General features: G+C 66.3%; 9 protein-coding genes. 5 read left to right on the top strand and 4 right to left on the bottom strand.

From position 1 onward, the window contains the following. Positions 1–59: 59 nt before the first annotated feature. Complete coding sequence (locus ACQR2C_RS02245; RefSeq protein WP_434880333.1) at positions 60–830, bottom strand: DUF2147 domain-containing protein; 771 nt, start codon at positions 828–830, stop codon at positions 60–62. Between the two features lie 463 nt (positions 831–1,293). Between ACQR2C_RS02245 and ACQR2C_RS02240 the strand changes: the two genes are divergently transcribed. After that, entirely contained in the window at positions 1,294–2,484 is a 1,191-nt protein-coding gene (locus ACQR2C_RS02240; RefSeq protein ID WP_315802097.1) for an extensin-like domain-containing protein, read from the top strand. Positions 2,485–2,764: 280 nt separating this feature from the next. After that, positions 2,765–3,031, top strand: coding sequence for a hypothetical protein (locus ACQR2C_RS02235; RefSeq protein ID WP_434880332.1), 267 nt, complete (start codon positions 2,765–2,767; stop codon positions 3,029–3,031). 128 nt (positions 3,032–3,159) lie between these two features. Here ACQR2C_RS02235 and ACQR2C_RS02230 read toward each other — a convergent pair whose 3' ends face one another. Both ACQR2C_RS02230 and ACQR2C_RS02225 read right to left on the bottom strand, forming a co-directional pair. Continuing rightward, positions 3,160–3,774 (bottom strand): class I SAM-dependent methyltransferase, encoded by a 615-nt coding sequence (locus tag ACQR2C_RS02230; RefSeq protein WP_434880331.1) that lies wholly within the window; start codon positions 3,772–3,774, stop codon positions 3,160–3,162. 527 nt (positions 3,775–4,301) lie between these two features. Beyond that, positions 4,302–6,605 (bottom strand): TonB-dependent receptor, encoded by a 2,304-nt coding sequence (locus ACQR2C_RS02225; protein ID WP_434839439.1) that lies wholly within the window; start codon positions 6,603–6,605, stop codon positions 4,302–4,304. A 231-nt stretch (positions 6,606–6,836) separates the two neighbouring features. Here ACQR2C_RS02225 and nikR point away from each other — a divergent pair, with 231 nt between their 5' ends. Continuing rightward, the gene (gene nikR / locus ACQR2C_RS02220) at positions 6,837–7,328 is read left to right on the top strand and encodes a nickel-responsive transcriptional regulator NikR (RefSeq protein WP_434880330.1); all 492 of its coding nucleotides are present in this window, start codon (positions 6,837–6,839) and stop codon (positions 7,326–7,328) included. Between the two features lie 1,791 nt (positions 7,329–9,119). Here nikR and ACQR2C_RS02215 read toward each other — a convergent pair. Beyond that, positions 9,120–9,758, bottom strand: a complete 639-nt coding sequence (locus tag ACQR2C_RS02215; RefSeq protein WP_434880329.1) for a TetR/AcrR family transcriptional regulator — start codon at positions 9,756–9,758, stop codon at positions 9,120–9,122. Between the two features lie 189 nt (positions 9,759–9,947). Between ACQR2C_RS02215 and ACQR2C_RS02210 the strand changes: the two genes are divergently transcribed. Further along, positions 9,948–11,270 (top strand): HlyD family efflux transporter periplasmic adaptor subunit, encoded by a 1,323-nt coding sequence (locus tag ACQR2C_RS02210; protein WP_434880328.1) that lies wholly within the window; start codon positions 9,948–9,950, stop codon positions 11,268–11,270. Between the two features lie 214 nt (positions 11,271–11,484). Continuing rightward, positions 11,485–13,074, top strand: coding sequence for a DHA2 family efflux MFS transporter permease subunit (locus ACQR2C_RS02205; protein WP_316181703.1), 1,590 nt, complete (start codon positions 11,485–11,487; stop codon positions 13,072–13,074). Positions 13,075–13,190 lie beyond the last annotated feature (116 nt).

Here is a 13,190-nt window from a genome sequence, read left to right as displayed (position 1 = left end):
ACCCCGCCGGTGCTGATCCCGGCGGGGCCTTTGCGTTCGCCGATGTCGAGGGATGGCGGTCAGCTCACGCGCTTCCAGGTCTGGCCGCCGCAGAACAGGCCGCCGAAGGCGCAGCCCTGGACCCGCAGCGTGTTCGGATTCTTGAGCACGACGGTGGAGTCGTAGTTGCCGCCGCCGTCCGGATCGTGGATGCGGCCGACCCATTTGCTGTCCTTGCGCTTCATGTTGATCAGGATCTTCTCGCGCGTCTTCTCGGCAAAGCCGCAGATGTTGGCGCCGCACGGCTCGATCACGACGTTGCCCTTGCCGCCCTCGGTGGCCCACAGGCCGAGCGGCGAGTTCGGATCGACTGCCGGCACCGGAGCCGGCTGAACTGCGGCAGGCGCCTCGGCAACGGTGACCGGCGCGGGTGCTGGCGCTACCTGGGGAGCAGGCGCGGTCTCGGCGACCGGTGCCGGCGGCACCGGCATCTGCACCGTCGTGGATGGCGCGACGGCAGCGGGCGCTGCGGGGGCCGGTGCAGCCGCGGCCGGCGCGGCGGCGGCAGGCGCCGGCGCGTTGACGACCGGCGGAGCCGCCACGGGCGCCGCTGCGGCCGGAGCGCCGGTCGCAGGCGCGCCGCTCGCCGGCGCATCGTCATCGTCGAGCTTGGAGGATTTCAGCCCGCTGAGGTCGATGCCGGACACCTGCAGGCAGGACAGTGACTGGCAGTTGCGCGGCACGGTGACGCGGATCTTGTGCCCGTCGAAATTGAACGCGATCGAGCTGCCGGCCTGCGCGGCGCTGCTCGCGATCAGAACGGCTGCTGCGGCCAGATACACGGTCTTCATGAATGAGCTCCCTCGGACGGCGTCGTGAACCTGAGGGAACTCTTAGACGCGGGCGACCGCGCGATCTGTGACGAGGGTCACAGCCGGAGAGCCGAAGAGACGATGGGGCCGGGGCCGCACGCGGCCCGTCAATTGATCGATCGGATCGCGGCGATCAGATCATCCCGACGATGATCGCGCCGACAAATGCAAACACGACATACGTGACCACCATGCTCAGCCGATCGGCAAGGCTCATGGGACGGCTCCCGTTTTCGCATCTCTCGCGCACCTGGCGTGCGCTGGCTCTTGACGCCTGCGCTCCGCAGAGCGCGCGCCACACATACAAGATCGGCATCGGCAAAAAAGACAGCGCGGCTGTCGCTTCCCCGTAAAACGACTGCCTTTCACGTCGCGATGGTTTGCGTGCCGTAAAGGGACGGCATTGACAGGTCCTTAAGCAAATTGCCGCAAACCTCTGCATATGACGCGCGGAGTTCGTTTGTATCTCGTCGGCTCCATCGTCCTTGTCTCGCTTGCGGGTTGCGGCCGTGGATTTTTCCAGGAGCGCGAGCCGTGGCGGGCCGAGGCCGAGATCGCCTGCCTGAAATCGGGCGCGGTGAAGGAGAGCGCGGACATCGTCCGCATCGACCCGATCACCGGCCCCGGCATGTGCGGCGCCGACTATCCGCTGAAGGTGGCGGCGCTCGGCGAATCGACCGCGAGCTACGGCTTCGCCGACGAAAGCCTGCGTCCGCCGGCCGCGATCGGCGGCCAGCCGCGCTGGCCGATCAACCCGCCGCCGCAACGCTATGCCCCGCCTGCGACCTATCAGCCACAGGCCGCGCCGCAGCCGGCCTATCCGTCGTCGAACGCGGCCTATCCTGGTCCGGCATCGCCGTCCTACGGCGTCCCGCCCGGCGCGCCGCTGCAACTCGATCCACCGGCCGGCGAGGACGACGTCGACCAGCCGGCCGACGCGTCCTATCCCGCCGCGCCCTATCGCGGGCAGCCTGCCGGGCGCACCGCCTATCCGCAGCAGGAACCACCGCCGCGGCTCGGACCGTCGCGCGATCCGGTCGGCACCGTCGGCCCCGTCGCGGTGAAGCCGACCGCGACGCTCGCCTGTCCGATCGTCTCGGCGCTGGACCGCTGGATCGCTGAATCGGTGCAGCCGGCGGCGCAGCGCTGGTTCGGCACCAAGGTCGTCGAGATCAAGCAGATCTCGGCCTATTCCTGCCGCGGCATGAACGGCAATCCGAGTGCGCACATCTCGGAGCACGCCTTCGGCAACGCGCTCGACATCTCCGCCTTCATGCTCGCCGACGGTCGCCGCATCACCGTCAAGGACGGCTGGATCGGCCTGCCGGAGGAGCAGGGTTTTCTGCGCGACGTCCAGGGCGGCGCGTGCCAGCAGTTCACCACGGTGCTGGCGCCGGGCTCCAACGTCTATCACTACGACCACATCCATGTGGACCTGATGCGCCGCGCCAGCCGCCGCCTGATCTGTCAGCCGGCCGCGCAATCCGGCGAGGCGGTGGCGGCGCGCGCGCAGCAGCGGCGCTACGGCTACGGCCAGCGCGGGCCGGACGTCACCAGCTCGATCCCGCCGCGCAAGCAAGCCAAGTCGATTGGTCAGTTGATCAACGAGGAAGACGAATTCCGGGACGATTGAGTGGCAATGGCGAATAGCGCGTCGCATCTCCCGGCCCGACCATCTCCTCACCCTTTGCCATTCGCTTCGCGTTGTGCGCGGCTGTGGATTTCTTTCGCCGTCAGCCGCGCCTGAAGGCGCTCTGTCCCGCCCCGAAACGGAAACGCCGATGTCGCGCGCTGCGCATTAGGAGTCCGTTGACCAGTTTTGCCGTCCGCCATTGGCCGACACTAGACCTGCCACAGTCGCCAGGAAAAAGGCGCGCGGGGTTCTGGTTGCTGCCGGATTGGGAGAGGCGGAGATGGCATCGTATCGCATCAAGGCGATTGGGGCGGGCTTCGAGGTCGGCACCGCCGAGCAGGCCGTGCTGGTCTGCCGCTCGCTGAAGACGGCACGCCGCGCCGTCGCCGATGCGCAGCGCCTGGAGCGGATGCCGCCGAGGCCGATCCCCTGGCGTGTGCCGCCGGAGAGTGAGACCTCCGCCGGCGGCGCGGACGATGCCGCGCACAGCGAGGATGCCGACACCGAGGTCCTCGTCGTGTCGGATGGCCCGCCTCTGTGCTGCTGACCAGATCATGATGCGATTCCACGGAATCGCATCATGATCTCATCTCCTTGTTTGAGCATCATCTCCGCGCAAACGCCTTCGGCGTTTGTCGCGAGGGAAAACCGGTTTCCACTTTTCCGGATCATGCTCTAACCGGCGCGGAAGCGGCAGAACTGGAACTGCTGCGTCGCGCCCCACGGCGTGCGATGCGCCTCGGTGCAACTGTCCTCGAGCGTGAAGGCAGGACCCAGCGTTGCGGCCAGGCCGTGGGCGTCGTAGCGCACGATCGGCAGCCCGCTGCACTTCTCCGGACCATCGGGCGCGAACGTGCCGATGATGACGGCCCCGCCGGGCACCACCGCCGCGCGCAGGCGATCGACATAGGCGGCGCGGTCTTCAGGTGCGGTGAGAAAATGGAAGGCGGCCCGATCGTGCCAGACGTCGTAGCGCGCGTCCGGCGTCCAGGTGGTGACGTCGGACGCGATCCACGTCACCCCGGCCGCCGCGGCGCCGAGCCGGCCGCGCGCCGTCGCCAGGGCGGCGTCGGAGATGTCGAGCACGCTGAGCGCGCCGTAGCCGGCCGCGAGCAGCGCATCGACCAGCCGCGAGGCGCCGCCGCCGATATCGATGATCCGCGACGCCGCCGTCGCACCGGCCTCGCGGATCATCCGCAGCGACGTCGCCGGATCGTCCTGGTACCAACTCACCTCGGTCTCGGCCTTGGTGGTGTAGACGTTCTGCCAATGGCTGGCGCGGTCGGGCATGGTATGGCCGTTTGGTGCAGAGGAGGCTCATCCTATCATGAGTTCGCAATATCGTCGCAGGCTGCGAATGCTGCACGAAGAAATCCGAGCGGTCTGAGATGTAACGCAGGCTCTTGCGGCGAGGACGGTGGGCTCCCTCTCCCCGTTCTTTACGGGGAGAGGGCTGGGGTGAAGGGCAGACGCACGGGAAGCGCACGTGGATAGACCTGTAGCCCCTCACCCGGATTGCATCTGACGGATGCAATCCGACCTCTCCCCGCTTGCGGCAGGGCGATCGCATATGGTTTTCCCGGGCGGACCTTTCATGGCCTCATGGTTCGAGACGCGTCGCAAGAGCGACGCTCCTCACCATGAGGATCAACAGCTTTGCGGCGGAGAAAGGCCCTCATCCTGAGGAGCCCGCCGAAGGCGGGCGTCTCGAAGGATGGTCGCGGAAAGACTGCGCGCCCGGCCTCTTTCACCATGTGCGATCGCCCTGCCCGCAAGGGGAGGGGAGTCGACCGCTGTTGCGGCGATAGCGGTCGGCCTCAAAACGTCCCCGCCACCGTCACCCGGAACGTCAGCGGCTCGATCGGGTGCAGGACGCGGTCCATGACGCCGGTCTGGCAGACCTGGGCCGGCACCCCTGTCGGCGCGTTGCCGTAGCACGCCTGGTACAGCTGGTCGGTCGGCAGCAGCGAGCCGTAGCCGTAGGAGATCTGGTTGGCCCTGGTGTTGAGCAGGTTCAGCACGTCGAGCTGGATGCGCCAGCCATTGGCGTCGCGGAAGCCGATGCGGCCGTTGAACACGCTGGTCGCGGTCGAGCGGAAATAGTTGTCCTCGGTCAGCGGCGTCGCGCCGAGATAGCGCCAGCGCAAGGACCCGAACCAGCCGGTCTTCTCGCCGAGCGTGATGCCGGCGGAGGCGATCATCGACGGCGCATTGGGGATGTAGTTGCCCGGCGCATTGCCGAGCTGGGCCTGCGGGTAGCCGGCGAGCGAGGCGTAGACCGCCGCCTGGTCGGCATTGTCACCGACGAAGCGGGCGTGGGTCATCGCCAGATCGGCGTCGATGTCGATCCAAGATGCCGGGCGATAGTGGTTGGTGAGCTCGAAGCCGTAGCGCCGGCTCGGCCGGCTCGCCTCGGTGTCGCCGGCGTCGCCGGAGAACAGGATCTCGGAATCCTGGTTGAGCATGAACACGCTCAGCGACGAATCGAGTCCCGGAATGATGCGCGTACGCACGCCGACCTCGGCGCCCTTGGTGCGTACCAGCAGCGGCGAGGAGGCGAGCTTGTTGGTCGGATCGGCGGGATCCTCGGTCGTGGTCGCGCCACGGGCGTCGTTGCTGTGCATGCCGTAGCCGGCGCCAAGGAAGAACTCGGTCTTGTCGAACGGCCCGATCACCATGCGGAACTTCGGGCTGCCGAGGCTGGCTGCGGCATCGCCGGTGTTGTTGCCATTGGTCAGCGAATACACGTGGGTCTGATAATAGTCGCCGCGATAGCCGACCGTGGTGCGCAGCCAGTCGGTCCAGCGCACCGTGTTTTCGACATACAGCCCGACGCTGCCTTCGCCGACCTTGTCGGCGCGAACGACGCCGGTGCTCAAGGGATCGATGTCGGAGAGCAGCACCCGCTGGCGGGTGTTGGTCAACGCCAGCGCGATGTCATCGTAGCGCGTCTGGACGCCGAACGTCGTCTCCATTGGCCGGCCGGCAAAGCTGCCGTTCAAGGTGCGCGATGCGTTGGCGCCGAGCATCAGCCGGTCGTCATGCTGGTGAAACTGGTCGCCGTAGGTCGGGTTGCTGAGCGCGTAGGTGAAGTTGTTGTAGAGATCGAGCTGGCTCTTCACCGCATAGGCGTTGGCCTTCCAGGAGCCGGCCTCGTCGGTGCCGGCGATGCGGCCCGACAGCGCGAAGCGGTTGGTCTTGCCGCCGTCGGTCGGGTCTTCGGAATCGTAGCGCCCGAGTGTTCCCGAGGTGATGGCGCGCTCCGGCACCTGGTCGGTCGAGGTCCAGCGGTTCGCATAGGCCATGCCGGTGATCGAGAAGCCGTCAGTCGCCGTGCCCTGCGAGTAGCGCACCAGGCTGTTCAGCTTCTTGGCGTCGTCGGGCGTGGTCCAGGGACCGTCATAGCGGCCGGCCTCGCCGGCGATCAGCAGATGGCCGTCGCCGACATGCACCGAGTCCATGCCGAAGAAGCGGCGATAGCCGAAGCTGCCGGCCGTCATCTGTGCGATCGCCTTCGGCACGCTGTCCACCAGGCCGATATGGACGCTGCCGACCGAGGCGAAATCGCCTTCGTCGGCGAAGTAGGGGCCCTTTCGGACGTCGACCCGGCCGATCGTCTCCGGCATCAGCCAGTTGAGATCGGCATAGCCCTGGCCATGCGCATGGGTGCGCATGTTCACCGGCACGTCATCGACGAACAACGCGAGATCGGTGCCGTGATCGAGATTATAGCCGCGCAGAAAATACTGGTTGGCTTTGCCTTCGCCGGAGTGCTGCGTGACGATCAGGCCGGGCACGGCTTCGAGCACCTCGCCGGGCCGCGTGGCTGGGCGGGCGTTGATCTCCTCGCCTGATATGACGACCTCGCTCGCCATGCCCTGCGGGTGCGGCGCACCGGAGCCGGCACTGGGCGTGCCGGATGGGGGCGTCGCTGCCGCGGCTGTCGCGGCCGGCGTCGCTCCGATGCGCGGGCGTAGTGCATCCGAAACCGGCCGCTGTGCCGTGCGTCGCGCCTGCGGCTTGGGCTTGGCGGTCCGTTTGGGCGCATCCACATCGACTGTCGGCAGCTCTGCGGGGGGCCGTTCCGGATGTGCCTGTGCCTGATGCGCCAAGGCCGCCATCAGCACGCCAACACTCGCCCCACACCACCGCATCGTCACGCCCCTAGAACTCGCCACAGGGCATGCATCATCAACTGCCGCGCGCCTTCGTTGGCCCGCGACATGCTCGCTTGGATCGCCCCACTGTCGAATGTTAAAGAACGCTAAGGTGACACCGGTATGATGTCAACGTGAATACATCATACTCATGCGGTGGATAGGCGCTTGCCGCGCAGCTCAGGGAGACGGGACATGCAGCGCCTGACGATCACGATCGACGACGACCTGCTCGCCGAGGTCGACGCCTTCATGGCCCGGCGCGGCTACGACAACCGCTCGGAAGCGTTTCGCGATCTGCTGCGCAGCGGCCTCGAAACCGCCGATACCGGCGCCAGTGACGGCCGTTCCTGCATCGCGACCCTCAGCTACGTCTACGACCATGCCGCGCGCGAGCTGCCGAAGCGGCTGACCCAGGAGGCGCATGACCATTCCGGCCTCGCCCAGGCGACCCTGCATGTCCACATCGACCAGGAGAGCTGCCTCGAGGTCACCGTGCTCAAGGGCGAGCGCCGCGAGGTCAAGGCCTTCGCCGACCACGTCATCGCCGAACGCGGCGTCCGCCACGGCCACGTCGCGATGATGCCGATCGAGGCGGCGCATGATCATGGGCATGCGCATTCGCATAGCCACGCCCATAGTCACAGCCATTCGCATTCCCACACGACCAAGAGCGGGAAGAAGTAGAGCAGAAAGAGATTTGGCACACCGCCGGCCAAATCCTCCAATGTCATGCCCGCCCCCCCGGGTCTCGCCTTTGGCGAGCCCGAGAGCAGGCTCCAGCGGGCATCCAGTACGCCGTGACGTCGCGTGTCATCACAGCCGCCGCGGAATACTGGATCGCCCGGTCGAGCCGGGCGACGACAGTTGAGGTTTTGGCGCGGAGCCCGCCCACTCTCTGTCAATGCGAGGCGCTCTTGCGCCGAAGCAATCCAGACTCTTCCCGCGCCTCTGATTGCTTCGCTTGTGTTGGCGACAGGGTAGGGTGGGCAAAGGCCCGCCCCGATGCCGCTGATCATACGTGATGCGTCGCGCGGTGCCCCCCATTCCGCTTTCTCGTGCGCGGAGCGATGGTGGGCACGCGACCGACCTGCAGGCGCCTACTTTGCCCACCTTACAACTGATGTTTCCGATACCCATCAGATGGCCGGCACGGCTGCGCGTGACATCGTCGAGGCTGCGTCGAGCAACTGCTCCGAGCGCTCCCAGAGCCGGCGGCCAGCGCCCGGTCCTGCGCCTGCGGATGCCGTTGGCGAAACACCTAGCGCCTGGTCCGACCGGGACAATGGCAGATAGCGTCAATCCTAGATTCACCATTGGCCACGTGCGGATGCGGCGCGGACGATTTTGCCGGGCCGAGAGATCATAAAGGCGCTACGGTTGTGACCATGAGCAGCGGTATCCCGACGGGCAAGACTTACCTTGGATTCTGTCTACTATGGACCGGTGTGATCTGCGTCGGTGGGCCGCTCTGCTTTGCGACTCTAGCGGCTGGTCACGTGATTTCTGGCGTCACTGCAATTCTGCTCGCTGGTTATGCGTTTTTCCGACACAGCAGATCGATTGGCCGACGCGCCAAGCGAGCAATTCGTCGACCCTCGTCGGAGCTGAGGCGTATTTTGGACCAGCATTAGGCATCGTCGCCCGCGGCTGCAGCGGAGCAAGGCGCCGTTTGTCCACCCTGCGCGCCTTGCATCGTCCACGTCATTGCAGGGCGCCCTTGCGCCCGACGTGTCCGCCGAAGCCGATCGGGCGTAGGCGGAAGCAATCCAGACTATTGGTGCGGCCCCTGGATCGCGTCGCTTCGCTCGCGATGATGCCGCACTGCTGCTGCTGTCATGCGCCTTAAAGACCATGTGCGCGCAAAAAACTAAATTTGTCAGTCCCATCAACCTGATTTGCCCTGTCCAGTCCCCGCGCGAAAAATATTTTGCTTCCATTTTTCCGAATTTCATGGTTCTCTCTCCGCATCCCGCCTCGATCGAAGAGGGACGTTTCGCGGTCGTCACGAGCGTTGGAGGCGGGGAGCGGTGGCCTGTCGGCGCGCAGCGCGCTGAAATCGCGAGCGGACGAACGCGACCGGCAGGACGGTGAAGTCGTATGGTCCTGGCGCCCCGATGCTGGCGCTAAGTCGTTCGGTGATGAGCCGGACGGCGACGGTGGCTACAAGCCCGGACACCGGGGAGAGTACGTATAAATCGTAAGCCCATCGCGCAGGGAGGGCCGGGTGATCTCGGCTGAACCTGTGGTACCTGCCGCCTGCATTTTTTTGAGCAGGCGGGCCACGGGCGCGGCCAGCGCCCGGCCTTCCCTGCACCCTCCGATCGATTCGAGGGTGATCCGATTGCAGAGCTCGGGCGTCACCAGCCGCGAGAAGGAGAGCGTATGTTTCAAGCTGAAATATCTCGGGCTGACATGTCTGGCGCCGACATCTGTTGTGCCGACATCGGCTTGCGCATCGCGGCGGTCAGCGGCGTCTCAACTCTTGATGCCGTAGGTCGCGAGGAACATGCGCACCGCGCTCGCCACCACCTTGTGCGTCTCGTCGGCCGAGGGCGCGGGGGCTCCCTGAAAGATGAAGGGCAGGAACAGCGTGGCCTGGCACATCAGCTGGAATTGCGATGCGGCGAGGTGGCAATCGTCGATGGCGAGCTCCCCGGCATCGACGCGGGCCTGCAGATAGGCGGCAAGCCGGCCGATCGTGCCCTCGATGACGCAATCATAGTAGCGCCGTCCCACCTCCGGCATGCGTTCGGCGATCGCCATCACGGTGCGGATCGCCGATCCGCCGCCGGGGCGGCAGACGACCGCGATCCAGGCGGTACCGAACTCATACAGCACGGTCGCGGCATCGCGGGCGGGATCGAAGCTGAAGTTCGAGGCGCCCCGATGCACGCTCTCCTCTTCGACGATCGCCTCGAACAGGCGGAACTTGTCGGCGAAGTAGACATAAAGGGTGCCCTTGGAGACGCCGGCGACGCGCGCGATCTCGCCCATGCTGGCGCCGTCGAAACCCATGTCCATGAACACCTTGCGGGCGCCCTGGAGGATTTGCCGACGCTTCGAGGAATCGTCGTCCGTCGTCGCTTGGGTGGTGGCGTGGTCCGGCTCAATCATTGGTTTAGGCTGTTCCCGAAGATTTGGCCGGTGCCAACGTCACAGAAAGCATCTGCGCGGATATGTTGCGGTCGCGAAGATATAGATTGACCGAACGGTTCGGTCAATGGTAGATGTGGATTGACCGAACGGTTCGGTCGGAATTTTCGGGGCCCTGGGCGGCCCCGCTGTCATGGGTGGGAGTCTCTGATGGCCGCTGCGAGAGATCAGGCTGTGCGGGCGCGCCGTCCGGACGCTGAGGAAACTCCGGAACAGACGAGGTCTGAGCGGCCGCAGGCCAGCGACACGGCGCAGCGCAAGCCTGCTGATGCCAAGCCGGCCGACCCGAAGGCCGACGTCAGCACCGAGGCTCAGCCCGAACGGCCCGCGCCGGCCGGCGCTCCCACAGCCGCGACGCCGCAAGCCGCGCCCGCCGCCGCTCCGAAGTCTGGCAAGCGCAAGCGGGTGCTGGCCAGCATCGGCGTGCTGCTCGCGCTCGCCGCCGCCGGCTATGCCACGCACTATTATCTGGTCGGCCGCTTCATGGTCTCGACCGACGATTCCTACGTCCGCGCCAACAACACCATGCTGGGCGCGCGCGTCTCCGGGCACATCCAGGAGATCGTGCCGCGCGACAATTCGGTGGTCCGCAAGGGCGACGTGATCTTCCGCATCGACGACGGCGACTACAAGATCGCGGTCGACGCCGCCCGCAGCAAGATCGCCACGCAGGAGGCGACGATCGCGCGCATCGGCCGCCAGGTCGCCGCGCAGCAGAGCGCCGCCGAGCAGGCGCAGGCCAATCTCACCTCATCCGAAGCCGCGATGAAGCGCGCCGGGCTCGACTATGAGCGCCAGCAGGCGCTGAGCAGCAAGGGCTTTGCCTCGCACGCGACCTTCGAGCAGTCGGAAGCCGCGCGCGACCAGGGCATGGCCGCGGTCCGCGCCGCCCGCGCCGCGTACGACGCCGCGCGCGACAATGTCGAGGTGACGAAGGCGCAGCAGGTCGAGGCCCAGGCGCAGCTCGCCGAGCTCAAGACATCGCTCGCCAAGGCGGAGCGCGATCTCGAATTCGCCACCGTGCGCGCGCCGGTCGACGGCACCTTCTCCAACCGCCTCGTCAACACCGGCGACTTCATCGCGGTCGGCCAGCGGCTCGGCAACGTCGTGCCGCTCGACGAGGTCTTCATCGACGCGAACTTCAAGGAAACCCAGCTCCGGCGCATCCGTCCGGGCCAGCCGGTCACGATCAAGGTCGACGCCTATGGCGCGCGCGGCTTCAAGGGCGTGGTCGACAGCATCTCGCCGGCCTCGGGCTCGGTGTTCACCCTGCTGCCGCCGGATAACGCCACCGGCAACTTCACCAAGATCGTGCAGCGCCTGCCCGTGCGCATCCGCGTGCCGAAGGATGTGGCGCGGCAGAACCTGCTGCGCGCCGGCATGTCGGTCTACGTCACCGTCGACACCACCGACGCCAAGGATGCCGACACCGACGCCGACCTCGACGCATCGGCGACGGTGCAGGGGAAGTAGTTGGACAGGGAAAGTATTTTGAACTGATGCGAGGGCACGAGCTGTCGCGTCATCGGAAGTCAGCTCCCTCCCTCCTTGTGGGGGAGGGCTGGGGAGGGGGGTACTCCGGGCGAGACCGCCGTTGTGGGCCCCCTCCCCCAGCCCCTCCCCACAAGGGGGAGGGGAGCGCACCGGGAATGCGGCGCGGTCCTCGATCCAAGCGGACTAACTGACCATGGCCACCGCCACCACAGCCAACCCCACCATGAGCGCGCCGGCGGCGCCGTCCGACCGCATCGCGCCGCGGCGTCTGATCGCGTTCCTGATCATGGTGTTCGGCATGTTCATGTCGATCCTGGACATCCAGATCGTGTCGGCGTCGCTGACCGAGATCCAGGCGGGTTTGTCGGCAAGCTCCAGCGAAGTGTCATGGGTGCAGACCGCCTATCTGATCGCCGAGGTGATCGCGATCCCGCTGTCCGGCTTCCTGTCGCGCGCGCTCGGCACGCGGCTGTTGTTCGCGATCTCGGCGGCGGGCTTCACCATCTCCAGCTTCCTGTGCGGCTTCGCCTCCTCGATTGAGCAGATGATCCTGTGGCGCGCGCTGCAGGGCTTCCTCGGCGCCGGCATGATCCCGACCGTGTTCGCCTCGGCCTACACGGTGTTTCCGCGCACCAAATTCCACATCGTCGGTCCGATCATCGGCCTCGTCGCCACGCTGGCGCCGACGGTGGGCCCGACCGTCGGCGGCTACATCACCGATGCGATGTCCTGGCACTGGCTGTTCTTCGTCAACATCCCGCCGGGCATCCTGATCACGATCGGCGTGCTGGCGCTCGTCGATTTCGACGAGCCGCATTTCGAGCTGCTCGATCGCTTCGACTGGTGGGGCCTGTTGTTCATGGCCGGCTTCCTCGGCTCGCTCGAATACGTGCTGGAGGAGGGGCCGCAATATGAATGGCTGCAGGACACCTCGGTCGCGATCTTCGCTGCGGTCTGTGCCGTCTCGGCGGTGTGCTTCTTCTGGCGGGTGCTGACGGCCGACGAGCCGATCGTCGACCTCTTCGCGTTCGGCAACCGCAACTTCGCGGTCGGCTGCCTGCTGCAGTTCTGCATCGGCATCGGCCTTTATGGCCTGACCTACATCTATCCGCGCTATCTCGCCGAGGTCCGCGGCTACAGTGCGCTGATGATCGGCGAGACGATGTTCGTCTCCGGCGTCACCATGTTCCTGATGGCGCCGGTGGTCGGTCGGCTGATGCTGAAGGTCGACATGCGCCTGATGATCGCGTTCGGCCTCGTGATCTTCGCGATCGGCTCCTACCAGATGACCGGCATCACCCGCGACTACGATTTCTGGGAACTGTTCCTGCCGCAGGTGCTGCGCGGCGTCGGCATGATGTTCGCGATGGTGCCGACCAACAACATCGCGCTCGGCACGCTTGCGCCCGACCGCGTCAAGAACGCCTCCGGCCTGTTCAACCTGATGCGCAATCTCGGCGGCGCCGTCGGCCTTGCCGTGATCAACCAGGTGCTGAACGACCGCACCGACCTGCACATCTCCCGCCTGCACGAGCGCGTCAACTGGGGCAATGCCACCGCGGTCGAGACCCTCAACATGCTGCAGCAGAAGCTGCAGGGGATGGGCGACTCGGCCTTGATGGCGATGAAGCAGCTGTCGCAGATCGTGCACCGGCAGGCGGTGGTGATGGGCTATGGCGATGCGTTCTTCATGTTGACCTGCTTCTACATCGCGCTCAGCTTCATGGTGATGCTGCTCAACAAGCCGAGCTCGCCGATGGCCGGCGGCGGCGACGCACATTGACGTGAGCGGCCCGCGGGCGCCTGCGGGTTGCCAAATCATACCCTCGATGGTATGGAGCAAGAATTGTCGCTCGAACCGGGGAGATTTGCATGACTGAATCGCATCTGCAGATCGCG

The organism is Bradyrhizobium sp. HKCCYLRH3061 (assembly GCF_051168015.1).
GTDB lineage: Bacteria > Pseudomonadota > Alphaproteobacteria > Rhizobiales > Xanthobacteraceae > Bradyrhizobium.
Note: the sequence above shows the minus strand (reverse complement) of the source record. Positions and strands in the feature narration are given on the sequence as shown.